This window comes from Thauera sp. AutoDN2 (genome assembly GCF_051280715.1).
In the GTDB taxonomy this organism is placed as follows: Bacteria; Pseudomonadota; Gammaproteobacteria; order Burkholderiales; family Rhodocyclaceae; genus Thauera.
The window spans coordinates 112685-137049 of sequence record NZ_JBNCAR010000005.1 but is presented as its reverse complement, the minus strand read 5'-3'; the positions used below and the strand labels follow the sequence as shown (position 1 = coordinate 137049).

General features: G+C 64.8%; 23 protein-coding genes. 20 read left to right on the top strand and 3 right to left on the bottom strand.

Going from position 1 to position 24365, the window contains the following annotated elements; genetic code table 11:
- Nucleotides 1–33 precede the first annotated feature (33 nt).
- Complete coding sequence (gene dnaA / locus ACPT9U_RS05190) at nucleotides 34–1548, bottom strand: chromosomal replication initiator protein DnaA (protein WP_435750122.1); 1515 nt, start codon at nucleotides 1546–1548, stop codon at nucleotides 34–36.
- A 322-nt stretch (nucleotides 1549–1870) separates the two neighbouring features.
- Between dnaA and rpmH the strand changes: the two genes are divergently transcribed.
- The 16 genes from rpmH (at nucleotide 1871) to ACPT9U_RS05110 (ending at nucleotide 19948) form a co-directional block, all read left to right on the top strand.
- Nucleotides 1871–2005: a 50S ribosomal protein L34 gene (gene rpmH / locus ACPT9U_RS05185; protein WP_002926183.1), complete on the top strand. Its 135-nt coding sequence runs from the start codon at nucleotides 1871–1873 to the stop codon at nucleotides 2003–2005.
- A gap of 1 nt (nucleotide 2006) precedes the next feature.
- A complete protein-coding gene (gene rnpA, locus ACPT9U_RS05180; protein ID WP_418364084.1) occupies nucleotides 2007–2369 on the top strand; it encodes a ribonuclease P protein component in 363 nt (120 codons plus the stop codon).
- A complete protein-coding gene (yidD, locus tag ACPT9U_RS05175; RefSeq protein ID WP_418364083.1) occupies nucleotides 2366–2575 on the top strand; it encodes a membrane protein insertion efficiency factor YidD in 210 nt (69 codons plus the stop codon). Before rnpA ends, yidD begins: the two co-directional genes overlap by 4 nt.
- Before the next feature lie 20 nt (nucleotides 2576–2595).
- The gene (gene yidC / locus ACPT9U_RS05170; protein WP_418364082.1) at nucleotides 2596–4254 is read left to right on the top strand and encodes a membrane protein insertase YidC; all 1659 of its coding nucleotides are present in this window, start codon (nucleotides 2596–2598) and stop codon (nucleotides 4252–4254) included.
- Nucleotides 4226–5578, top strand: a complete 1353-nt coding sequence (gene mnmE, locus ACPT9U_RS05165; RefSeq protein WP_418364081.1) for a tRNA uridine-5-carboxymethylaminomethyl(34) synthesis GTPase MnmE — start codon at nucleotides 4226–4228, stop codon at nucleotides 5576–5578. The genes yidC and mnmE overlap by 29 nt, the downstream gene beginning before the upstream one ends.
- Nucleotides 5579–5683: 105 nt before the next feature.
- Nucleotides 5684–6454, top strand: a complete 771-nt coding sequence (locus ACPT9U_RS05160; protein WP_418364080.1) for a sulfite exporter TauE/SafE family protein — start codon at nucleotides 5684–5686, stop codon at nucleotides 6452–6454.
- Between the two features lie 154 nt (nucleotides 6455–6608).
- A complete protein-coding gene (gene speD / locus ACPT9U_RS05155) occupies nucleotides 6609–6995 on the top strand; it encodes an adenosylmethionine decarboxylase (RefSeq protein ID WP_418364079.1) in 387 nt (128 codons plus the stop codon).
- A gap of 2 nt (nucleotides 6996–6997) precedes the next feature.
- Nucleotides 6998–7882 carry a polyamine aminopropyltransferase gene (gene speE / locus ACPT9U_RS05150; RefSeq protein ID WP_418364078.1) on the top strand — a complete coding sequence of 295 codons (885 nt, stop codon included), beginning with the start codon at nucleotides 6998–7000 and terminating at the stop codon, nucleotides 7880–7882.
- A gap of 129 nt (nucleotides 7883–8011) precedes the next feature.
- On the top strand, nucleotides 8012–9298 hold the full coding sequence (gene rsmB / locus ACPT9U_RS05145; protein ID WP_435750107.1) for a 16S rRNA (cytosine(967)-C(5))-methyltransferase RsmB: 1287 nt from the start codon (nucleotides 8012–8014) through the stop codon (nucleotides 9296–9298).
- Nucleotides 9249–9860, top strand: a complete 612-nt coding sequence (locus tag ACPT9U_RS05140; RefSeq protein WP_418364076.1) for a DUF4390 domain-containing protein — start codon at nucleotides 9249–9251, stop codon at nucleotides 9858–9860. Before rsmB ends, ACPT9U_RS05140 begins: the two co-directional genes overlap by 50 nt.
- Nucleotides 9857–11974 carry a sensor histidine kinase gene (locus ACPT9U_RS05135; protein WP_418364075.1) on the top strand — a complete coding sequence of 706 codons (2118 nt, stop codon included), beginning with the start codon at nucleotides 9857–9859 and terminating at the stop codon, nucleotides 11972–11974. The genes ACPT9U_RS05140 and ACPT9U_RS05135 overlap by 4 nt, the downstream gene beginning before the upstream one ends.
- Before the next feature lie 8 nt (nucleotides 11975–11982).
- A complete protein-coding gene (locus tag ACPT9U_RS05130) occupies nucleotides 11983–13230 on the top strand; it encodes a sigma-54-dependent transcriptional regulator (protein WP_418364074.1) in 1248 nt (415 codons plus the stop codon).
- A 105-nt stretch (nucleotides 13231–13335) separates the two neighbouring features.
- Nucleotides 13336–14739 (top strand): Trk system potassium transporter TrkA, encoded by a 1404-nt coding sequence (trkA, locus tag ACPT9U_RS05125; protein ID WP_418364073.1) that lies wholly within the window; start codon nucleotides 13336–13338, stop codon nucleotides 14737–14739.
- A gap of 13 nt (nucleotides 14740–14752) precedes the next feature.
- Nucleotides 14753–16210: a TrkH family potassium uptake protein gene (locus ACPT9U_RS05120; protein ID WP_418364095.1), complete on the top strand. Its 1458-nt coding sequence runs from the start codon at nucleotides 14753–14755 to the stop codon at nucleotides 16208–16210.
- Nucleotides 16211–16311: 101 nt separating this feature from the next.
- Entirely contained in the window at nucleotides 16312–17382 is a 1071-nt protein-coding gene (gene hemE / locus ACPT9U_RS05115) for a uroporphyrinogen decarboxylase (protein ID WP_418364072.1), read from the top strand.
- 385 nt (nucleotides 17383–17767) lie between these two features.
- Nucleotides 17768–19948 carry a primosomal protein N' gene (locus tag ACPT9U_RS05110; RefSeq protein ID WP_418364071.1) on the top strand — a complete coding sequence of 727 codons (2181 nt, stop codon included), beginning with the start codon at nucleotides 17768–17770 and terminating at the stop codon, nucleotides 19946–19948.
- Between the two features lies 1 nt (nucleotide 19949).
- Here ACPT9U_RS05110 and ACPT9U_RS05105 read toward each other — a convergent pair whose 3' ends face one another.
- Nucleotides 19950–20864 (bottom strand): ROK family protein, encoded by a 915-nt coding sequence (locus ACPT9U_RS05105; protein ID WP_418364094.1) that lies wholly within the window; start codon nucleotides 20862–20864, stop codon nucleotides 19950–19952.
- Nucleotides 20865–20877: 13 nt separating this feature from the next.
- Nucleotides 20878–21525, bottom strand: a complete 648-nt coding sequence (gene can / locus ACPT9U_RS05100; protein ID WP_418364070.1) for a carbonate dehydratase — start codon at nucleotides 21523–21525, stop codon at nucleotides 20878–20880.
- 214 nt (nucleotides 21526–21739) lie between these two features.
- Here can and ACPT9U_RS05095 point away from each other — a divergent pair, with 214 nt between their 5' ends.
- The 4 genes from ACPT9U_RS05095 to ACPT9U_RS05080 all read left to right on the top strand — a co-directional run bounded on the left by ACPT9U_RS05095 (nucleotide 21740) and on the right by ACPT9U_RS05080 (nucleotide 24362).
- Nucleotides 21740–22729, top strand: a complete 990-nt coding sequence (locus ACPT9U_RS05095; protein WP_418364069.1) for a YcjF family protein — start codon at nucleotides 21740–21742, stop codon at nucleotides 22727–22729.
- Between the two features lie 125 nt (nucleotides 22730–22854).
- Entirely contained in the window at nucleotides 22855–23322 is a 468-nt protein-coding gene (locus ACPT9U_RS05090) for a hypothetical protein (RefSeq protein ID WP_418364068.1), read from the top strand.
- Nucleotides 23323–23337: 15 nt separating this feature from the next.
- A complete protein-coding gene (locus ACPT9U_RS05085; protein WP_418364067.1) occupies nucleotides 23338–23700 on the top strand; it encodes a PepSY domain-containing protein in 363 nt (120 codons plus the stop codon).
- Entirely contained in the window at nucleotides 23700–24362 is a 663-nt protein-coding gene (locus ACPT9U_RS05080) for a response regulator transcription factor (RefSeq protein ID WP_418364066.1), read from the top strand. The genes ACPT9U_RS05085 and ACPT9U_RS05080 overlap by 1 nt, the downstream gene beginning before the upstream one ends.
- Nucleotides 24363–24365 lie beyond the last annotated feature (3 nt).

Sequence of the window (24365 nt, the reverse complement as noted above, 5' to 3'; positions counted from 1 at the left end):
GGTCGATGGGTTGATCGGAGGGATTCAGTCGGTTCAGCCGCGCAGGACCTGGGTGAGCACGTGGACGTCGTGGTTCAGTTGCGCGTCGCCGAGGCGTAGCTCGGTGATGGTGCGGCATGCGTGCAGCACGGTGGTGTGGTCTCGTCCGCCGAAGGCTTCGCCGATGGCCGGCAGCGACATCGGCGTGAGTTCCTTGGCCAGCCACATCGCCACCTGGCGCGGGCGCGCTATGACGCGCGTCCGCTTCTTGGAGTGCATGTCGGCAACCTTGATCTTGTAGTAGTCGGCGACCGTCTTCTGGATGTGCTCGATCGACAGCTGGCGGTTGTGCGCGTGCAGCAGGTCCTTGAGCGCCTCCTTGGCGACCTCCAGGCCGATCTGGCGGCCGTGAAAGCGCGCGTAGGCGACCACCTTGTTGAGCGCGCCCTCGAGCTCGCGCACGTTCGAGCGCAGGTTCTTGGCGATCAGGAAGGCGACGTCGTCGTCGACCAGCACGCGCAGGGCCTCGGCCTTCTTCTTGAGGATGGCGACGCGCATTTCGAGCTCGGGCGGCTCGATCTGCACGGTGAGGCCCCAGTCGAAGCGCGAGATGAGGCGGTCTTCGAGGCCCTGGATGTCCTTGGGGTAGGTGTCGCAGGTGATGACGATCTGCTTGCGCGCCTCGGTGAGGGCGTTGAAGGCGTGGAAGAACTCTTCCTGCGTGCGGTTCTTGTTATTGAAGAACTGGATGTCGTCGATGATCAGCATGTCGAGCGAGCGGTAGTAGCGCTTGAACGCGTCGAAGCTCTTCTGCTGATAGGCCCGCACGACGTCGGCGTAGTAGTCCTCGACATGCACGTAGCGGATGACCGCGCGCGGGTTGTGGCGGAACACCGCGTTGCCGATCGCGTGCACCAGGTGGGTCTTGCCGAGGCCGACGCCGCCGTAGACGAACAGCGGGTTGTAGGATGTGCCCGGGTTCTGCGCCACCTGCATGGCGGCGGCGCGAGCGAGGTCGTTGGCGCGGCCGGTGACCAGGGTGTCGAAGGTGAAGTCGGGGTTGAGGCGGGTCTTCTCGTAGGCGAGCTCGAGGCCGGTGGCGGATTCCGGGTCGCGGCCGGCAGCAGAAGGCGCAGACCGGCGGCTGCGGACCGGCGCTGCCACGAGCACATCCTGAGCGGGGGCGCCGTCGCCGTCCGCAGCCGGGTCATCTGCGGTGCTGGCGGTTTCGGTTACAAGTGCAGCGCTGGGCGCCGCTGCCCGAGGAGCGGAGGCAGGCGCCTCGGCTGGGGCACGTGAGGTGTTGCGCGCTCCCCCCCCTGCGCCGGCGGGCGGTAGTTGAAGTTCGATCGCAAGCGGGGTGCCGGCAAACTCATCGCCGAGGGCTTCGATGCGGCGCAGGTAGCGCTCGCGCACCCATTGCAGCACGAATCTGTTGGGCGCCAGCAGTGTCCATGCCCCATCTGCGCCTGCTTCGGCCCGCAGGGTCTTGATCCAGGTGTTGAACTGCTGCTGCGGCAGCTCCTGTTCAAGGCGCGACAGGCAGAAGGACCAGAAATCTTGACTCACGGTGTCGGGGCGATCGGGCAAGGGCGAACGGATCTCGTTGGGTTTCACGATGCACAGCCCCGTGACGCGCGGTGGGCACGCATCGGACTGCGCTGCGGCCTTGCGGGGCCGCGCATTGGGGTAAGGTGCCTGCTGAACACCCGGAGCCGGTTCTCGGCATGCGCTACGCACCGTGGGTGCGCCTTCGGGCGGCGAGCACTCGAGCCTCGCATTCTAACCCCGCGAGCATGACTTATCCACAGGCTTGGCCAAAAATTCTTATTGACAAACATGGGATTATCCATTTAACTCTCGCGTTTGACCTAACACTGGCAGTCCGATCATGAAACGCACTTATCAGCCCTCCGTTGTCCGCCGCAAGCGCACCCATGGCTTCCTGGTCCGCATGAAGACCCGTGGCGGCCGTGCGGTCATCCGCGCACGTCGTGCCAAGGGCCGTCATCGCCTCGCCGTCTGAGGTGACGCTGCCCACGGGCGCTGACCAGGGGTTCCGCAGCGCTCACAGATTGCACAAAACGGATGAGTATTCATCCGTTTTTGCTTTTCGGCGGGCCTTGCGCGGGCGGTTCTACATCGTGCATTACCGGCCGAACGACCGCGACACTGCACGGCTGGGTGTCGTGGTAGCGAAGAAGCTTGCGAAACGTGCAAACTTGCGCAACCTGGTCAAGCGCATCGCGCGCGAGATCTTCCGGCGTCATCGCGAGTCCCTGCCCTGCATGGATCTCGTCGTGCGCTTGCATGCACCGGTCGCCAAGGCGACGCGCGCAGAACTGAACCTCGACCTGCTTGCTTTGTTGCAAAGGCTTCCCCGCTCATGAAATCCGTATTGATCGCGCTGGTCCGTTTCTACCGCTACGCGATCAGTCCCATGCTTGGGCGCAATTGCCGTTTTCATCCGACCTGTTCGGAATACGCGATCGAAGCGATCCAGCGCCACGGTGCGCTGCGTGGCAGCTGGATGGCTGCCAAGCGGGTGGGGCGCTGTCATCCCTTCAATCCGGGCGGGTATGATCCCGTTCCCTGACCTGAGACAGAACGACTCCGATGGATCAACGCCGCCTCATCCTATTCCTGGTTTTTTCCTTTGCGCTGGTCATGCTGTGGGACGGCTGGCTGAAGCACAACCAGCCCCCGGCGCCCGTGGCGCAGCAGACCCCCGCAGGTAGTGCCTCAGCGCAGGACGGCGCCGTGCCCACGCCGACGATCGGCGCGGCCACCGGTCAGGCCGCCGTTCCGGGCGAGCAGGGAACCGCAGTGGCTGCGGCCGCGCGGGCGGTGGTCGAGACCGACTTGCTGCGTGCCGAGGTGTCCTCGCAGGGCGGGGATGTCGTTCGCCTGGAGCTCAAGCAGCACAAGGCCAGCGGCGCCGCCGAGGGGAATTTCGTGCTGCTGGACGACGGTTCGATCCATCAGTACGTCGCCCAGTCGGGTCTGATCGGCGATGGGCTGCCGACGCACAAAACCCTGTTCGAGCTTTCCGCGCGCGAGCTACGACTCAAGGATGGCGATGATGCGCTTGTGCTGCGCCTGCAGGCGCCCGAGCAGGACGGGGTAGCCGTGACGAAGGTGATGCGTTTCACGCGCGGCAGCTACCTGATCGACGTGTCGTACGAGATCCGCAATGGGTCCGCACACGCGATTGCTCCGCATGCCTACTTCCAGATCACCCGCGATGGCAACCCGGCTGAGCAGATCGAGGCTTTCGGCGTCAACACTTTCACGGGACCGGCCTTCTTCACTGAGGCGGCCAAGTTCCAGAAGGTCAGCTTTGACGACATCACCGACAGCAGCGCCAAGTTTGCAAAGACGGCAAACGATGGCTGGGTGGCCATGGTGCAGCACTACTTCGTGAGCGCCTGGCTGCCAGAGCAGGGCGTGCAGCGCGAGTTCTTCGCGCGTGCGCTGGGCAACAACCTGTTCTCGGCAGGCGTGATCCTTCCCGTGGCCGAGGTCGAAGCGGGGGCTGTCGCTACCGTCGGCACCCGCCTGTACGCCGGCCCGCAGGAGCAGGACAAGCTTGAAGCGATCGCTCCAGGGCTGGATCTGGTCGTCGACTACGGATGGCTGACCGTGATCGCCGCACCGCTGTTCTGGGTGCTGTCGTGGTTCCATAGCCTCACCGGCAACTGGGGCTGGGCGATCATCCTGGTGACGGTGGCGATCAAGGCTGTGTTCTTCCCGCTCTCGGCCGCGAGCTACAAGTCGATGGCCAAGATGCGCGTGCTGGGCCCGCGCCTGCAGCGCATGAAGGAGATGTACGGCAGCGACAAGGCCAAGATGCAGCAGGAGATGATGAATCTCTACCGCACCGAGAAGATCAACCCGCTCGGCGGCTGCCTGCCCATCCTGGTGCAGATTCCGGTGTTCATTGCCCTGTACTGGGTGCTGCTCGGCAGCGTCGAGATGCGTCATGCACCGTGGCTCGGCTGGATCCAGGATCTTTCGGCGAAGGATCCCTACTTCATCCTGCCGATCATCATGGGCGCCTCGATGCTGATCCAGATGAAGCTCAATCCGACTCCGCCGGATCCGATCCAGGCCAAGGTGATGATGGGCATGCCGATCATCTTCACCTTCATGTTCCTGTGGTTCCCGTCCGGCTTGGTGCTGTACTGGGTGGTGAACAACATCCTGTCGATCGCCCAGCAGTGGCAGATCACGCGGATGATCGAAAGTGCAAAGTCGGCCGGCAAGCCCGCCTGACACGATCGCCGCGATTGCGACGGCACCGGGTCGGGGCGGCGTCGGTGTTGTTCGCGTTTCGGGAAGCGGTCTCAAGGGTCTCGCGCTTGCGCTGACCGGGCGCGATCCGAAGGCGCGTACCGCACACTTCACCCGCTTCCTGGATGAGCAGGGGCGGGTGATCGACGAAGGGCTCCTCCTTTTCTTCGCTGCGCCGGCGTCCTTCACGGGCGAGGATGTGCTCGAGCTGCAGGGCCATGGCGGTCCGGTGGTCATGCAGATGCTGCTTGATCGCTGCCTGCAGTTGGGCGCTCGCCTCGCCGAGCCGGGTGAGTTCACCCGGCGCGCCTTCCTCAACGGCAAGCTCGACCTCGCCCAGGCTGAAGGTGTCGCCGATTTGATCGAGGCCTCGACGGCGGCGGCGGCGCGTTCGGCGGTGCGGTCGCTGTCCGGGCGATTCTCCGAAGAGGTGCATCGCATCGTCGATGGCCTGATCGACTTGCGCATGCTGGTCGAGGCTACGCTGGATTTTCCGGAAGAAGAGATCGATTTTCTTGAACGCGCGCAGGCGATGCCGCGCCTTGCCGCACTCCAGCGGGAACTGGAGGCTCTGCTCGACCGAGCGCGCCAGGGGGCGCTGCTGCGCAGCGGGCTCAACGTGGTGCTGGTCGGAGAGCCCAATGTCGGCAAGTCTAGCCTGCTGAATCAGCTTGCAGGTGAAGAGCGCGCAATCGTGACTGAGATCGCCGGGACCACGCGGGACGCCCTGCGCGAAACCATCCAGATCGAAGGCATTCCGCTGCACATCATTGACACCGCGGGCTTGCGAGAGACCGGCGATACGGTTGAGCGCATGGGGATCGCGCGTACCTGGCGAGAGATTGAGCGCGCCGACGTGATCCTGCGGCTGGTTGACGCGGGGGCACCTCGTTGTGCCGGAAGCGTGATTGACGAGCGGTTGCCGTCGGGCGTAGCGCGGGTGACGGTGGTGAACAAAATTGATTTGCTGGGTGAACCCGCTGCACGGCTGCAAACGGAAGGTGCCGTCGTGCTGCGCGTTTCTGCGCACAGCGGCGAGGGTATCGATCTGCTGCGCGCAGAGTTGCTTCGCATCGCGGGCTGGCATTCGCATGGTGAGGACGTGATTCTGGCGCGCGAGAGGCATCTCCATGCCTTGCGGGAGGCGCTGGTGCATATGGGCAAGGCAGCAAGTTTGCTGGGTGCGCTCGAGTTTTTTGCGGAGGAGTTGCGTCTGGCGCAGGAACGATTGAGCGAGATCACCGGGGAGTTCTCACCGGACGATTTGCTCGGTGTCATTTTCTCCCGATTCTGTATCGGCAAGTGAGCCGTTCGACCAGTGGTGCGCGATAGCGCAGTCACTGTGTGAGCGAGCTAGTGCACGCGCTCGCCGCCGTCGGATTGCTCCCCTGTTTCACGTGAAACATCAGTCATGGATCTGGATTTTGTTTTTCTCGCCCTCGGACTGGCAGCGCTATTCGCCGGCTTCGTTGACTCGATTGTTGGCGGCGGTGGACTGATTCAGTTGCCAGCGCTGTTCAGTGCCTACCCAACGACCGCGCCGGCGACACTGTTCGGTACGAACAAGGTCGCGAGCATCGTGGGCACGAGTACGGCAGCCTATCAGTACAGTCGGCGCGTGCGGATCCCCTGGCGAGTCGCAGGACCGGGTGCAGTCGCGGCGCTGGTGGGGGCCTGGTATGGGGCGAAAGCGGTGGCCTATCTGGATCCCGCGATCCTCCGCCCCCTGATCCTGGTGCTGCTCGTACTCGTCGCGGTTTACACCTTTCTGCGCAAGGATCTGGGCTCGGTATCGAGGGAGACTGAGCATGGTGCGCGCTCGGTGGTGTTAGCGCTCACGATCGGCGGGGGAATCGGGTTCTATGATGGGTTCTTCGGTCCAGGGACGGGGAGCTTCCTGATCTTCCTGTTCATCCGTGTGCTCGGAATGGATTTCCTCCGTGCCTCAGTCTCGGCAAAGATTCTCAATGTGGCGACGAACCTGGCCGCCATCAGCTTTTTTGCTGGAAACGTTGAGTTGATGTGGAAGTTGGGGCTGACGATGGCACTGTGCAACCTGATCGGCTCAGTACTGGGCTCCCGAATGGCCCTGAAGCATGGAACCGGATTCGTGCGCAGGATGTTCCTGGCCGTGGTTTCGGTGCTGATCGCAAAGCTCGCCTACGATACGTTCCTGCGCTGAGATGCTGTCACGTGGTTGTAGGCGTGGTGTCGGGCACGGTCTGGGGGTTCCGTTGTTTCACGTGGAACACGTCACAATATCTTTGCGGAAATATTGCATTAGTCGCTCGTGATAGAATGCACCGCTTCATTCATCTTCTAATATTGCCGGGGAAATGAACGGACTCCATCTGATTGCCGACATCTATCGTTGCCGGGCTGCGAGCGAGCTTCTTGTAAACCGTGGCCGACTCGAGACGCTTTGTGTCGAAGAGTGCAGGGAGGCGGGGTTGACCCCGCTGGGGGCTTATTTCTATCAGTTCCTGGATGAACAGGGCGGCGATGCCGGGGTCACCGGCACGGTGGTCCTCGCGGAGTCGCATCTCGCTATTCACACTTGGCCTGAGACCGGCGATGTGACGCTCGATGTCTACGTGTGCAATTTTTCCCGCGACAACAGCGAGCGGGCTCGGCAGGTGTTTCAGCGCGTCATCGATGCCCTTGCTCCGGACGAGATCGTCCAACACGAGGTCATCCGCGGTCGCGCCCCAGTGGAGGCTTGAGCATGAGCGCGAGCCCGTTCTGCCTCCCCGAGGGAATGATTGCCGAGTTTCTGAGCGAGGATGCCGGTTATTTCCTGCAGGGCGGTCGGTTACTCGAGCGCGGGCATTCTGCGTGGCAGGCCTATGAGGTATGGGAGACGCCGCGCTTCGGGCGGCTGTTCCGCCTCGACGGCTGCCTGATGACTTCGGAGCGTGACGAGTTCCACTATCACGAGAACATCGTTCATGTGCCCGGCATTGCGCATCCGGCTCCGCGTCGTGCTCTGATCATCGGTGGGGGGGATGGTGGTTCGGCAGAAGAGTTGCTCAAGTACCCCTCGATGGAAAAGGTGCTGCTCGCCGAGTTGGATGAGAAGGTAATCGACATCTCGCGGCGTCACCTGCAGGCCGTACACCGTGGTGCACTGGACGATCCACGTGTCGAGATTCGTATCGGGGACGGCATGAAGTACGTCCATGAGGACGGCCTCGAAGCCGGCGACCGTTACGACCTCATCGTGCTCGACCTGACCGATCCGGTCGGGCCAGCCGAGGCGCTGTATCAGGCCGACTTCTTTGCGGCGTGCCGGGCTCTGCTGGCCAAGGGCGGGGCGCTGACCCTGCATATCGGCACGCCGGTGTATCAACCCGAGCGCGTGCAGGCGCTCGTGCGCCGGCTGCGCAGCGTATTTGCCTACGTACGCCCGTATTTCCTGTACATTCCGCTCTATGGTTCGCTGTGGGGACTGGCGACGGCCTCCGATCACGTCGATCCGACAGCACTGACATCGGCTGACGTGGATCATCGGCTGTGCGAACGGGGCATTGAAGGCCTGCAGTACCTGAACGGCGACGTATACTGCGCGCAGTTCGCACTCCCCAATCATCTGCGCGCCCTGCTCGGCTAAGCCGCTGCGGGGCGCCTGCGGCGGCCCCTTTCTCCGCGAGTCATCGTGACCCACTTCCCCCGAGCTGGTCGCCACCCGGCGCGCCCACCCCATTCCGTTCGTAAGCTCAGTCGTGATCCGTACTCGGCTATGCCGCACCTTGCGCCCGACAGTCTCGCCTACGCGCTCACCCGTGCTGCACGATTGGTGGCAGTGGTGCTTGAAGGTGGCAATCTGACCGATGCGTATGAACGCATGCGGGATGAGGAGCGTGACTGGTCAGATGCGGCCCGTGGTGCGATCCGGGATCTGGCGTGGAGCACCCTGCGGGCTTTCCGCAGTGGCTCCGTGGTGCTCGACCGGCTGACGCACACCTTGCCTGCCCCGCCCATACACGCATTGCTCCTGATAGCGCTGAATCGTTTGCGCCAGCGTCCCGAGCAGGCGCACACCATCGTCGACCAAGCGGTACAGGCGGCGGCGGTGTTGATGCCGGGACTCAAGGGCATGGTCAATGGCGTGCTGCGTAATGCGCTGCGCCAGCACGAGCAATGGGAGGGCTGGATCGCGGCCGATCCCGAGGCACGCCATGGCGTGCCTTCGTGGTGGATCCGTCGGCTTCAGGCAACGCAGGCCGATGCGTGGGAGGCTGCGCTGGCCGCTGGTAATACCCGCCCGCCCATGGCGCTGCGCGTGAACCTGCGGCGCACGACGCTCGAGGCCTGTCTCGCTGACCTTGGTGCAGCGGGCGTCGAGGCTCGGGTGCTCGGCAACCAGGCGCTCCTGCTCGCCGACCCGGTCGCGGTCGGCGTATTGCCCGGTCATGCGGAGGGCAGGGTCTCGGTCCAGGATGCGGGTGCGCAATGGGCTGCACAGCTGCTTGCTCCGACCCCGGGGGCGCGCGTACTGGACGCCTGTGCGGCACCCGGAGGCAAGGCAGCGCATCTGCTCGAATCCGTGGATGTCCAACTGCTCGCATTGGAACTCGATCCGGCGCGTGCGCGCCGGATCGAGCACAACCTGCAGCGGCTCGGGCTGAACGCAGAGGTCAAGGTTGCGGACTGTCGCGACCTGCAGCGGTGGTGGGACGGCAAGCCGTTCGACTTCATCCTGGCCGATGTGCCCTGCTCCGCCTCTGGCGTCGCTCGCCGACACCCGGACATCAAGTGGCTGCGCCGCGAAACCGACATTGCGCAGTTCGCTGCGCAGCAGTCCGAAATCCTCGAAGCGCTTTGGCAGACCCTGGTTCCGGGTGGCAGAATGCTCTACGTCACCTGCTCGGTCTTCGATGAAGAGAACGCCGGGCAGATCGCCCGCTTCTGTGCACGCCACGGCGATGTGCAGCGCGAACCCATCCAGGGACGACCGGATCTGCAGCTGCTGCCCAATGCCGAACATGACGGCTTCTATTACGCGCTTCTCCGCAAGCAGGCCTGAGCGCCTGCTTGCGGGCATTTTGCTTGCCGCCCTGCTCGTGCTGCTGCCCTGGGGCGCACAAGCAGAGACACGCATGCGCACCGGTGAGATCGTGCGCGGTGATACGGGCTATGTGCTGAACGCCGACATTGAGCTCGACCTCAACCCGCGCCTGCTTGATGCGGTATCGCGCGGGATTTCGTTGTATTTCACCACCGAGCTGGTTATCGAGCGGCCGCGCTGGTACTGGCTGAACAAGGCGGTGGTGGAACGCAGCCTCGATTACCGTCTGTACTACCATGCGATCACGCGAAGCTACCGGCTCTCGGTCGGCAGCATCCACCAGAGCTTCGACGACCTCGAGAGCGCGGTCCGCACGATGACGCGTATTCGCAATTGGCATGTTGCCGATTTTGATGTGCTTGAGGCGGGTGTCTCGCACGAGGTTGCGATCCGCTTCCGCCTCGATACCTCGCAACTACCCAAGCCTTTTCAGGTGACGGCCATTGGCAGCAGCGACTGGAACGTAGGCACCGAGTGGCTCCGGTGGACCTTCCTGCCAGGCGTTCCGGGGTTCCGATGAAACGCATACTGCTCGTTGTCGCGGCCTCACTGGCAGGGATCTCGCTGTTCCTGCTCACTTCCGCGAGCGCCAACACCGAGTTCTTCGCCAGCAGCTATCCCTTCCTGATCGCGCTTAATGGCGCGATGGTGGTGGTGCTGGCTGCACTCGTGGGCCTGCAGCTGCGCCAGCTCCTGCGCGAGTACCGTGCGCAACAGTTCGGTTCGCGGCTCAAGATGCGGCTCGTGCTGATGTTTGCCCTCATGGGGCTGGTGCCAGGGCTGGTCATCTATGGCGTTTCAATGCAGTTCGTCGTGCGCTCGATCGAGTCCTGGTTCGACGTGCGTGTGGACGCTGCGCTGGAGGGGGGGATCGGACTGGGGCAGAACGCGCTCGACTACCTCAGTGGTCAGGTGCGCGACAAGGCGGACGAGATGGCCCTCGAGCTCGAGGGTGCGGGGCAGGGCGCAGCCACTCGTCTGAACCGGCTGCGTGAGCAGGCGGGCATCAGCAGTGCGACCATTCTCTCCCCGACCGGCCAGGTGCTTGCCACTGCGGCCGAGAGCGGGCAGGACCTGATTCCGGCTGTACCCGACAGCTATGCCCTGCGCCAGGCGCGGCAGAGCCGCCATTATCAGCATGTGAGCAGCGAGGCCGATGGCCGCCTGGTCATCAGCGTGGTGACACCGCTTCCACTGCGAACGCTTGCGGGCGAGGCCAACCTGCTCATGTTGCGCCAGCCTGTGCCGGAGTCCTTCGGACGGAACGCGGAGGCGGTGCAGGAAGCCTATCGCGAGTATCAGCAACTCACCCTGGGGCGGAGTGGGCTCAAGCGGATCTACACCGTCACGCTGAGTCTGGCGCTGTTGCTCGCACTGTTCGGCGCGCTCGCGGTCGCGGTGCTGATCGCGCGCCGGCTCGCGGCGCCTTTGTTGATCCTCGCCGAAGGCACGCAGGCAGTGGCGCAGGGTGATTTCCGCCCTCGTCAGGCGCTGCCCGCGAGCGATGAGCTGGGGGTACTCACGCAGTCCTTCAACCGCATGACCCGCCAACTGCAGGACGCGCGCGCAGCGGCCGATAGCCATCGTTCGGAGGTGGAGTCCGCGCGCGCGTACTTGGAGTCGGTGCTCGCCAACCTGTCGACCGGCGTGCTCGCCTTTTCGGCCGACGGCTTCCTGCGTGCAGCCAACCACGGCGCCCTGCAGATTCTGGAGGACGACCTGGCCGGCTTCGAGAGCCTCGCACTTGCGGACTGGCCGCGTCACGCTGCGTTGCGTGAGGTGCTGCGCGATGGCTTCGCCCGCCACGAAGGCGACTGGCAGACGCAGATGGACCTGCCGGTGAAGGACAGCACGCCGCGCACGCTACTCATCCGCGGCTCCCGGCTTCCAGCCGGAACTGGCGGGGGCCTGGTGGTCGTGTTCGATGACATCTCCAGCCTGGTGACGGCGCAGCGCACCGCCGCGTGGGGCGAGGTGGCCCGGCGACTCGCCCATGAGATCAAGAACCCCCTCACCCCCATCCAGCTCTCGGCAGAGCGGCTCGCGTTCAAGCTCTCCGACCGGCTGGATGACAGCGGGCGCGAGATGCTTGAGCGGGCGACCACGACGATCGTGAATCAGGTCGAGGCGATGAAGAATCTCGTCAACGCCTTCCGTGACTATGCGCGCCTGCCTGCGCCCGACCTTTCGCCGATCGACCTCAACGGGCTCATTCGCGAGGTGCTCCATCTGTACGAGAGCGCGGCGGTCCAGATCCGCACCGAACTGGCGTCCGGCCTGCCATTGGTGCAGGGTGACCCGACCCAGATCAGACAGGTGATCCACAATATGTTGCAGAATGCACAGGATGCCTTGTCTGCACGGGATGATGGCGTGATCACGGTCGCCACCCGACGCGACGGTGCGCGCGTTGTGCTTCTCTTCCGCGACAATGGCCCGGGGTTTCCTGCCGAGGTGCTCGCCCGTGCCTTCGAGCCGTACTTCACCACCAAGTCGCGCGGTACCGGCCTGGGGCTGGCGATGGTGAAGAAGATCGTGGATGAGCACGGGGGGGATGTCCGGCTCACCAACCGTGAGGAAGGTGGTGCGGAAGTGCGCATCCGGTTGCGTAGTGCCGAAAACAAAGAAGCTTGACGAACACAATGGCAAAAATACTCATCGTTGACGACGAAGTCGGCATCCGCGAACTGTTGTCCGAGATCCTCCGCGACGAAGGTCACGACATCCTCCTGGCCGAGAATGCCGCTGCTGCACGCGCAGCACGCAATGCGGTGCGGCCCGACATGGTGTTGCTCGATATCTGGATGCCGGACACCGATGGCATCACGCTGCTCAAGGAATGGGCCGCGAACGGACAGCTCAACATGCCGGTCGTGATGATGTCGGGGCACGGCACCATCGACACTGCTGTGGAGGCGACCCGGATCGGTGCGATCGACTATCTCGAGAAGCCGATTGCGCTGCAGAAGCTGCTCGCGGCGGTCAAGCGCGGGCTGCAACGTCCGATGGCGCCGGGGGCTCCCGCACCGCTCACGCTGGCAGCCTTCACACGCTCGGTGCCGCTGCGTGAACTGCGACGCAGGGTGGAGCAGATTTCTGGCAGCTCGCGCGTGCTGCTGCTCCGCGTTGGCACTGGCAGCCTCGCAGAGCTCGTTGCCCGCAGCGTTCAGGCGACAAACGCCCCATGGCTGGATCTGTCTCTTGTCACTGCGCCGCTGGACATCAGCCAACTGCAATCCGCGCATGGTGGCATCCTGTTCGTCCCGGAGCTTGCGCGGCTGTCGCGCGCGCAGCAGAAGAACCTCGCTTTCGCGCTGGATCGGCTTGACCGTTATGACCAGCGCCTGGTGGTGGCGACCGAGCGCAGCCACGATGCGCTTGCCGGCGAGGGCTGGGAGGACGGGTTGCTTGCCCGCCTGTTCGAGGTCAGCCTTGCACCGCCCTCGATTGCCGACGTGCGTGACGATCTTCCCGAACTGGCGAGCCAGCTCCTGCTGCACCTGGTCGAGGCGGGCGAAGTACCGCTGCGCCGCTTCTCCACGGCGGCCCTGAACCAGCTGCGCAATCTGCCTTGGCCCGGCGGTTATCCCGAACTGCGTGCCGCGGTGAAATCACTTGCGCTCGGCACCCTGGAGGAAGAGGTCGGTGCTGCAGAGGTGCGGCGACTGTTGCCGCCGGATCTTGCCGGCGGTGGCTGCGGGGTGTCGCTGGACCAGCCCTTGCGCGAGGCGCGAGAAGCCTTCGAACGCATGTATTTCGAGCATCATCTGCGCCTCGAGGGGGGCAACATGACCCGCCTGGCTGAGAAGACGGGGCTGGAGCGCACCCACCTGTACCGCAAGCTCAAGCAACTTGGCTTGCAGGCAGGCCGCCGCCATGAGGAAAGCTGAAGGAGCTCTGCGCAGTACTTTCTGCTGCGCTGCAACAACATGGTGGCTCCGTCCCCGCCGCGCGCGTAGAATCGGCCTCCTGCAGACGATCCGGAATCCCTTCGCGTGAAGATCATCATCCTCGGTGCTGGCCAGGTCGGTGCCTCCGTGGCCGAAAACCTCGTGTCCGAGGCGAACGACATCACGCTCGTCGACACCAGCGAGGAGTACCTCGCCGCACTGCGCGAACGCCTCGAGGTGCGTACCGTGTGCGGCAATGCAGCATCTCCGCGCGTGCTCAGAGAGGCGGGCGCAGACGACGCGGACTTGCTGATTGCGGTGACGCAGTCCGATCAGACCAACCTGTGCGCCTGCCGTATCGCCAAGGCGTTGTACAACCTGCCCACGCGAATTGCGCGCCTGCGTTCGACGGATTACGTCGATCACCCGGAGTTGCTGGGCGAGGAGAACTTTTCGGTCGATTTTTCGATCTGCCCAGAGCAGGTGGTCACTGACTACATCAAGCGGCTCATCGCCTTTCCGGAGGCGCTCCAGGTACTGGAGTTCGCCGATGGCGTGGTCAGCCTGATCTGCGTGCGCGCCTTCGAGGGGGGGCCGCTGGTCGGCCACCCGCTAAAGGCGCTGCGCTTTCACCTCCCCAACGTCGAGGTCCGCATCGCGGCGATCTACCGTAACGGCAACCCGATCATGCCCGAGGGCGACACCATCATCCTGCCTGGTGACGAGGTGTTCTGCCTGGCGGCGACGGTGCACATCCGCAAGGTCATGGGCGAACTGCGCCGCTCCGATCGACCGATGCGGCGGGTGATGATTGCCGGCGGGGGCAACATCGGGTTCCGCCTCGCCCAGTCGATCGAGGAAAACTATCACGTCAAGATCCTGGAACTGAACCGCACGCGTGCAGAAATGCTCGCCTCGCAGCTATCGCATGCGCTGGTGTTGCGTGGCGACTCGACCGACGAAAAGCTGCTCGAGAACGAAGGCATCGATGAAACCGACCTCTTCGTCGCGCTCACCAACGACGAAGAAGACAACATCATGGCGGCGTCGCTGGCCAAGCGCATGGGTGCGCGGCGCACGCTGGCCCTGATCAACCGCAAGAGCTACGTCGATCTGGTGCAGGGCGGACCGATCGACATTGCCATCTCGCCCGCGCACACCTCGATCGGAACACTGCTCGCACATGTGCGGCGTGGCGACGTGGTGGCGGTGCACAGCCTGCGGCGCGGTGCCGCGGAGGCGCTGGAGATCATCGCGCACGGCAGTCGCAAGGACTCCAAGGTCGTCGGGCGCGCGATCGAGGAGATCGCGCTGCCGCGCGGCACCAGCATCGGTGCGATCGTGCGCGATGAGAAGAACGAGGAGGGACGCGTGGTGCGCCGTGCCGTGGTGATGCCGCACCACGATACGGTGATCGAGGAAGACGACCATGTCATCGTCTTCTGCACCAGCAAGAAGCTGGTGCAGAAGGTGGAGAAACTCTTCCAGGTGGGATTCCACTTCCTCTGACATGCCTGCCCAGATGCGTGCCTACAATCCCGCGCTCAACGCGCTGGGCCTGATCATCATGATCTTCGGTCTGCTGATGGGCTTTCCGCTCGCGGTATCGGCCTGGCTTCAAGATGGGGCGACGCTCGCCTATGACCAGGGGCTGTTCGTCACCTTCGTGTGCGGGTTGCTCCTGTGGGCGTTCACGCGTGCTCACCGGCGCGACCTGCGCGTGCACGATGGCTTCCTGCTCGTCGCTGCCACCTGGGTGGTGCTACCCCTGTTCGGGGCGCTGCCGTTACTCGCCTACCTCCCTGAGCTCGGCTTCACGGACGCCTATTTCGAGGCCGTCTCCGGACTCACGGCCACCGGCGCGACCGTGCTCACCGGGCTGGACGACCTGCCGGTGTCGATCAACCTGTGGCGCACCTTCATGCACTGGGTGGGCGGCATGGGGGTCATCGTCCTGGTGGTTGCAATCCTGCCGCTGCTTGGTATCGGTGGACGACAGCTCTACAAGGCCGAAGTGCCCACGCCGATGAAGGACTCCAGTCTCACGCCACGCATCGCCGAGACGGCCAAGGGCCTGTGGCTCTCCTACGTGCTGTTGACCGTGGCCTGCGGTTTCAGCCTGTGGTGGGTGGGCATGGATACCTGGGATGCCGTCATCCACGCGTTCACGGTCGCAGGACTGGGTGGCTTCTCGAGCAAGGACGCTTCGATCGGGCATTTCGACAGTCTGCGCATCGAGGTGGTGGTAATCGTGTTCGCGCTACTGGCGGGCCTGAACTACGCGACCCATTACATGGCGCTGGTGCGGCGCTCGATCCGGCCCTACTACCGCGATCCGGAAATCCCCTTCTACTTTGGCGTGCTTGGCGTCAGCGTCGCCATGCTGACCGCGTTCCTGCTCGCCGAGGGCGAGTTCAACGAGATCGGTGAGGCGCTACGCTACGTCGCCTTCCACGTTGTCTCCATCTCCACCTCCCTTGGCCTGTCGACCTACGATTACACGCTGTGGCCCATGTTCGCCCAGCTCTGGCTGCTGTTTCTCGGCAGCTTCATTGCCTGCTCCGGATCCACCGGCGGCGGCATCAAGATGATGCGGGCGATCATCCTGTATAACCAGGTCTTCCGCGAAATCGTGCGCTCGTTGCACCCGAACGCGGTGCGACCCGTGCGCCTGGGCCGTACGCCGGTATCCGAGAACATCCTGCACGCGGTGCTGGGCTTCAGTTTCATGTACATGGTCAGCATCGTGAGCCTGACCCTGGTGCTGTCGGCGAGTGGGCTCGAGTTGGTCACCGCCTTCTCCGCGGTGGTGGCCTGCCTCAACAACACCGGACCTGGCCTCGACATGGTGGGACCGGCGTCGAACTACCAGTCGCTCGACGCCTTCCACAAGTGGGTGCTGTCTTTCACCATGATCCTCGGGCGACTGGAAATCTTCACCTTTCTGGTCGTGCTGACCCCGACCTTCTGGCGCCGCTGAACGCCAGTAACCCGTCCGATTGACTCGCGACAAGCCCCGGATGCGTCCAGAGCGGCGATAATCACGCCTTCAGCCCGATTGCAGAACAAAGAGGACTCGACGTGAGCAACCTGAAAAACGACACATTCCTGCGCGCCTTGCTGCGTCAGCCCACCGAATACACGCCGGTCTGGCTGATGCGCCAGGCAGGCCGCTACCTGCCCGAGTATTGCGAAACGCGCCGTCGCGCCGGCAATTTCCTCAATCTGTGCAAGAGCCCGGCCATGGCCTGCGAAGTGACGCTGCAACCGCTGGCGCGCTACGATCTGGATGCCGCGATCCTGTTCTCCGACATCCTCACCGTGCCCGATGCAATGGGGCTGGGCCTGTATTTTGCCGAGGGCGAGGGGCCGCGTTTCGAGCGACCGCTCAAGGACGAGTGGGAGATCCGCAACCTCACTGCGCCGGATCCGCATGCCGAGCTTCAGTACGTGATGGATGCGGTGAGCGAGATCCGCCGTGCGCTCGACGGCAGCGTGCCGCTGATCGGCTTCTCCGGCAGCCCGTGGACGCTTGCCTGCTACATGGTCGAGGGCGGCTCCTCCGACGACTACCGCAAGGTCAAGTCGCTCGCCTACAGCCGCCCGGACCTGATGCACCATATCCTCGACGTCACCGCGCAGGCAGTGGTGAAGTATCTGAACGCGCAGATCGAGGCGGGCGCCCAGGCGGTGATGGTGTTCGACTCCTGGGGTGGCGTGCTGTCCGAGGCGGCGTATCGCGAATTCTCGCTGCGCTACCTCGAGCAGGTCGTCGCCGGCTTGATCCGTGAGCGCGACGGTCAGCGTGTGCCGAGCATCGTCTTCACCAAGGGCGGTGGCCTGTGGCTGGAGTCGATCGCTGCGATCGGCTGCGACGCGGTCGGCCTCGACTGGACCATGGACATCGGCCGCGCGCGTCGCCTCGTGGGCGACAAGGTGGCGCTGCAGGGCAATCTCGACCCCAACGTGCTCTTCGCGCCGCCCGAGGCGGTTGCAGCCGAGACGCGCCGCGTGCTCGATGCTTTCGGCAACCACTCTGGCCACGTCTTCAACCTCGGCCACGGCATTTCTCAGTACACGCCGCCCGAGAACGTGAACGTGCTGGTCGACACGGTGCACGCGTACAGCCGCGAGGTTCGCGCTCGCGGGTGAGTCTGCGCAGCGGCGTTTCGCAGATGCGGAACGCCGCCTGTCAAGCAAGAAATCGTGCTTTCGAAACTTGACTTATGCACATCCGTGCGTTCCGTAACCGGCTGCAGTCCGATATTCAAGCATTATGCGTAGGAATTTATAAGCCATTGAAAAATAAGAAATAATATTTCGCATAATGTTAAGGCAATGTGACTGAAAGCCTTATGCCACGCCACTTTCAGGCGGATTCACCCAGCTTTCCCACATACTTGTCCACAGGTTTTGTGGACAAGGGCAAAGCGCCTTTGTTGCCCAGAGACTTGACCGCTGTTTCGTCCACGCCGCCTTACGAAATGCGCGTAAACAGCTGATCGAAAGGCAATTTCCTCCCCCTGTAGATCCACCCATGGCCATCGTCCGCGTCGCCTTGCCGATTCCGCTGCCACAGGCGTTCGATTACCTGGCACCGGAAGCGACCGTCGCAGATATCGGACGCTGCGTGAAGGTGCCCTTCGGGCGCGGAGATCGTAGCGGGCTGATCGTCGGACTCTGCGACGAGGCGGAGGTCGATCCGGCCCGCCTGAAGGCGGTCCATCACATCCAGCGCGGCGTGCCACCCCTGCCGCCCGACTGGCTCGAGTTGGTGGGCTTCGTCGCGCGCTACTATCACGCCCCGCTGGGCGAAGTGGTCGCGCTTGCGCTGCCGCCCGGGCTGCGTCGAGCCGATGGGGTGAGTGATGCCGACGACGACCCGCTGCTCGATATCGCTGCCCAGGGCCAGTCCGCACTTGACAGCGGGCGGCGTGCAAGCAAGGCGCTTGCGCTGCTGCAGTCGCTGGTGGGCAGCGAGGGACCCTGGCGGCGTAGCGTCATCCGCGCCATGGCCGGCGGGGAAATGATCGGTGAGCTGCTGCGGCGCGGGTGGCTGGCGCCCGTCGTGCCCGAGCGTGCCGCACCGGCTCATGGCACAGGCGTCCTGCCGGCCCTGACTGCCGAGCAGTCGTGCGCGGTCGAGTCGATCCTCGGTGGCGGGGCGGGCTTCCGGCCTTGGCTGCTGCATGGGGTCACGGGCAGCGGCAAGACGGAGGTCTACTTGCGCCTGGCCGCGCAGGTCCTGGCGCAGGGCCGCCAGGTGCTGATGCTGGTGCCAGAAATTGCTTTGACGCCGCAGCTCGAACAGCGGGTCGCCCAGCGCTTCGCGGCTGCCAACGTGGTCAGCCTGCATTCCGCGCTGGCCGATGGTGCCCGCTCGCGCGGCTTTGTGCAGGCGCTGAGCGGACGCGCCGATATCGTGCTCGGCACCCGCCTGGCGGTGTTTGCCCCATTGCCCCGGCTCGGGTTGATCCTGGTGGACGAGGAGCATGATGCCTCCTACAAGCAGCAGGAGGGCGTGCGTTACTCTGCGCGCGACGTGGCCGTGTGGCGTGCACGTCAGCGCGGCGTCCCGGTCGTGCTCGGTTCGGCGACGCCTTCGCTGGAGACGTGGTTTCACGCGAGAAGCGAACGCTATGCCCTGCAGACGCTGCGTCAGCGTGCGGTGGCGGCTACATTGCCGGTGGTGCGCTGCATCGACACCCGGCGGCTGAAGCTTGACGAGGGCCTGAGCCCCGCACTGCAGGCAGCGATCGCACAGCGCCTGACGCGGGGTGAACAGAGCCTGGTGTTCCTCAACCGCCGGGGCTACGCGCCGGTGCTGTCATGCCCATCCTGCGGCTGGGTCAGCCGCTGTCCTCATTGCACTGCGAACCTCGTCGTGCACCTGGCCGACCGCCGCCTGCGCTGCCACCACTGTGGCTGTGACGGGCCCATCCCGCATGTCTGCCCGAGTTGCGGCAATCAGGACATCCAGCCCTTTGGCCGCGGCACGCAGCGCATTGAGGCGCGCTTGGCCGAGCTGTTCCCGCAGGCGCGCGTGTTGCGGGTTGACCGAGATGCCGCGCGCACCCGCGCGCAATGGGAAAAACTGCTCGACACCATCGCTGCCGGCGAGGCCGACATCCTCGTCGGCACGCAGATGATGGCCAAGGGGCACGATTTCCCCAAGCTGACCTTGGTGGGTGTGATTGGCGCCGATGCCTCGCTGCATGCCGCCGATTTCCGCGCCCCTGAGCGCCTGTTTCAGCAGTTGATGCAGGTGGGTGGGCGTGCGGGCCGGGGTGCCCTGCCGGGCGAGGTGCTGATCCAGACCGAGTACCCGCTGCAGCCGCTCTATCAGTATCTCGCCCGCCACGATTTCGACGCCTTCGCGCGCATGGCGCTGCAGGAGCGTCGCGCGGCGGGCTTCCCGCCTTTCACGCACCAGGCCATGCTACGCGCGGATGCGCCGGCGCTGGAGGAGGCGGTACAGTTCCTGCGTCATGCCCGCCGCCTGGCGGAAGAGCGTGCGCCGGAAGGGCTGCGCATCTACGATCCAGTGCCGATGCGCATGACCCGGCTCGCGCGGCGCGAGCGTGCACAGCTGCTGCTCGAGGCAGATGGCCGCGGTGTGCTGCAGAACTTTCTTGCCGACTGGGTAGCCGTGCTCTATCGACAGCGAACTGTGCGTGCGCTGCGCTGGCAGCTCGACGTCGATCCGCTGGACGTCTGACTCAGGCGCCTGCTGCCGGCCACAGCCAGGCTGCACCGCGCACACCCGAGGCATCCCCGTGCCGTGCCGGCAGCAGGCGCGTGTCCACGCGGTCGGAAAACACATGCACGCGCCACTTCTCCGGCACATTGCGATAGAGCCGCCCGATGCATGACAGGCCGCCGCCCAGCACGATTACGTCCGGGTCGAGCAGGTTGATCACCCCCGCCAGCGCGCGCGCGAGCCGGTCCTCATAGCGGGCGAGGGTGGATGCGCACAGCCGGTCGCCGGCTTCGGCGGCGCGAACGATTGTGGGCGCATCGAAAGCTTCGCCGCCATGGCGCAGATGATCGGCCGCCATTCCCGGTCCGGAGAGATAGGTTTCGATGCAGCCCCGGCGCCCGCAATAGCAGGCGGGCAGGGGGAGGTCGTCGCCGGCAGGAAGCGGCAAGGGATTGTGCCCCCACTCGCCGGCGATCGCGTTCGCACCGGTGAGCAGCCGCCCATCCAGCACGATGCCGCCACCCACGCCTGTGCCGAGAATCACCCCGAACACCGTGCGGAGCCCGGCACCTGCCCCATCGGCAGCTTCGGACACCGTGAAGCAGTTGGCGTCGTTGGAAAGGCGCAGCGGACGGGCGAGCAGGGCTTCGAGGTCCTGCTGCAAGGGCCTGCCGTTGAGGCAGGTCGAGTTGGCATTGCGGATCCGCCCGTCTACCGGGGAGGGCGAACCGGGGATGCCGATGCCGACGGTCGCCCTCCTGCCCGTGCTGTGCTCGGCCTCCTCGACCAAGGCGGCGATGGTCCGCAGGGTCGCGGAGTAGTCCCCTTGCGGCGTGGGAACGCGCCTGCGCCAGCATGGCTCGCCGTCCTCACGCAGGACGACGATCTCGATCTTGGTTCCGCCCAGATCAATGCCGATGCGCGCGGGCCGCATGTTCAAGGTGCCCTCAGCAGGAGGAGGCGGAGATCTCCGCGTAACGGTCCATCGCCTCTTCCCTGCTGCGCGAGGTCACACCCAGATCCCGCACCAGGCCGTCCTGCAAGCTGTAGCACCAGCCGTGCACGCTGACGTCCTGGCCACGCTGCCAAGCCTCGCGGAGAATCGAGGTCTGACATACGTTGACGACCTGGTGCATGGCGTTGAGCTCACACAGGCGGTCGGCACGCATCGCGCTGTCTTCGATCTGGCCCAGCTGGTCGAGATGGCGGTCACGTACATCCTGGATGTGGCGCAGCCAGTTGTCGGTCAGGCCAGTGGAAACGTCGTTGATCGCTGCCTTGACGCCACCGCAGCCGTAGTGGCCGACGATCAGGATGTGCTTTACGCGCAGCACGTCGACCGCGTAGTGGATCACCGACAGCGCGTTGAGATCGGTGTGCACGATCACGTTGGCGATGTTGCGATGCACGAACACCTCGCCCGGCGCCAGTCCGACCACCTGGTTTGCAGGTACGCGACTGTCCGAGCAGCCGATCCACAGGTACTCGGGTGATTGCTGCTTGACCAACCGGCTGAAGAACTCCGGATCTTCCTCGCGCATGCGCTCGGACCATTGCTTGTTGTTGGCGAAGAGGTGTTCGATCGTCTTGGGCATCTCGGGCTCGGAGAAACGCGGGTGAATTGGGTTATTCATAATTATGAAGAAGTCGCTGTGGTCTTGCCAGCCAGCCGTGCCGGATCCGTGGTGCCGGAACGGATCTGCACCTGGCCCGGTCCATGACCGATAACGATGGTTCACATTGCTCACTGAATGCGCGAAAGTGCCTACCCCTACCCCTTTCCAGAACACGTCACCCAGGAGCCTACGCATGAACATCCGACACGCCCGTTCCCTCGTCGCCATCTGCCTGATGGCGGCCTTTGCCGATGGTCGACAGGACACGGGTGAACGCGAACATGTACGCAAGGTGGCAGAGTCGCTCGGTCGTGACATCGAGATTGATTTCATTTCCTTGTATCAGGAGGTGCTGCTTGGCCGCGTGAGTTTGGAAGATGTCGTGGCCGAGCTGGACGAACCGGGGTTGCGGCAGCTCGCGTTCGAGCTCGCGGTGGGTGTGTGCGAGGCGGATGGCCGCCACAGTGCAGAGGAAACCGCTTTCCTTGGCCGCCTGTCCGCGGCGCTTGGACTGGCGGCCGGCAGCGCCGAGGCTTTCATCCACGAGGCCGAGGCGGTGGCCGAGGCGCCCGAAACCGGGGCGTTGATCGAGCTGCCCGGCTTCGACCTGCAGGTCAGGCCCGATGCTGAAGGAGCCGGACCACGCGTCGCCGCTGCCGACGCGCCCGACGAGGCCGAACTGGACCGCATGATCCTCAACGCCGCCATCCTCAATGGCGCACTGGAGCTGCTGCCGCAGTCCATGGCCTCAATGGCGATCATTCCGCTGCAGGTCCGGCTCGTGTACCGGATCGGGCAGGCGCACGGTCAGGAACTCGATCGCGGCCATATCAAGGACTTTCTTGCCACCATTGGCGTCGGCATGACCGGGCAGTACGTCGAGCAGTTCGGCCGCAAGCTCATCGGCGGCCTGCTCGGCAAGGTGCTGGGTGGTGCAGGGCGCGCGATCGGTAGCCAGGCGACCGGTTCTGCGTTCTCCTTCGCGACCACCTGGGCGATCGGCAAGGTGGCGAGGCAATACTACGCTGGCGGGCGAACCCTGGACGCAGCAGGGCTCAAGCAGTCCTTCGCCGACGTGTACGCGCAGGCTCGGTCGCTGCAGGCGCGCTACGCGCCCGAGATCGCACAGCGCGCGCGCACGCTGGACCTCGGGCAGCTGACCGCCGAGCTGCGTGGACGATAGCGCCGCCTGTGCTCGATCCGTTCATGTCCTGTTCAGATGCGGAGGGCTATATTCGAGGCAGGTGATCGCGGGTGGCTTCACGGCCGCCGTGATCGTGACGTGTAGCGATTCATGAGGAGTCGATCATGCTCAGAAGAACCATTGGATTGTCTGCGCTGCTCGTAACCCTGCTGGCTTCGGGTTCGAGTGTGCTGGCTGCCGAGCCAGTGCCCGAGGCGATGTTCGGTAGCCAGCTGATGACCGAGCAGGAGCGCACCGTGTATCGCGGGCGCATGTGGGCGGCGCAGAGTGACGAGGAGCGCGCAGCGATCCGTGCCGAGCACCACGAACAGATGCGTGCCCGTGCCGCAGAGCGCGGTGTAAGCCTGCCGGAAGTGCCGCCCGCGGTCGGCGCCGGAATGGGGCCCGGGCGTGGCGGCCCGCAGGGCCCCGCGCGCGGGCCGGGTCGGGCTGCAGCGCAAGGCGTTGATCCGGGTGCCGGAGCAGGTGTCGGCCCTGGCCGAGGCATGGGGCCGGGGCAGGGCATGGGACCTCGTCAGGGCGCTGGTCCCGGGGATGGCAGAGGGCCGATGGGGCCGGGTCGCAGCCGCTGAACACGGACGCCGCTGATGCCGCATCCGTGGGTACGCAGTCGAGCCCTGCACGGGACGTGCGCGGCCGCCTTCGCGGCGCTTCTGCCGTGGGGTGCGCTGTATGCGGGCGATGATGACCATGAGCGCGCTCGCCAGGCCTTCGAAGCGGGCGAGGTGATGCCGCTGCGCGCCGTGCTCGAGCGGGTTGAGGGCGCTTATCCGGGCGAGATCCTTGAGGTCGAGCTCGATCGTGAGGAAGGCGTCTGGGCCTACGAGATCAAGCTGCTGCGCAAATCCGGTGATGTGCTCGAACTCGAGCTCGATGCGCGTGATGGGCGGGTCTTGGGGGTACGTGGACGCGACGTGCGCCCGGGTGACAGAAACCGGAACGACGACTGATGCGCATCCTGGTTGTCGAAGACGAACCGACGTTGGCCGTGCAGCTCTCCACCGCGCTGGTGTTGGCTGGCTATGCGGTCGACAGGGCGGCTGACGGACGCGAAGCGGCCTACATGGGCGAGGCCGAGCATTACGACGCCATCGTCCTCGATCTGGGACTGCCTGTGATCGACGGGCTCACGGTGCTCAAGCGCTGGCGCGCGGAAGGGCGCACGATGCCCGTGCTGATCCTCACCGCTCGTGGTGACTGGGCCGAGAAGGTGGCGGGCATCGATGCCGGTGCGGACGATTACCTCACCAAGCCCTTTCACATGGAAGAGTTGCTTGCCCGTATCCGCGCGCTGATCCGTCGTGCGGTGGGTCAGGCGAGCGCCGAGATCCGGTGCGGCCCCCTGGTGCTCGATACGCGCAGCGGACGTGTCGCCGTCGAGGGCCAGCCCTTGAGCCTGACCAGCCACGAATTCCGCGTGCTCGCCTATTTGATGCACCACGCGGGTGAGGTCGTCTCGCGCACCGAGCTCACCGAGCACATCTACGCGCAGGATTACGACCGCGATTCCAATACGATAGAGGTGTTCGTGGCCCGCCTTCGCAAGAAGCTGCCGCTCGGCCTGATCGAGACCGTGCGCGGGCTTGGCTATCGCATCGCGGTGCCGGAGTGAGGG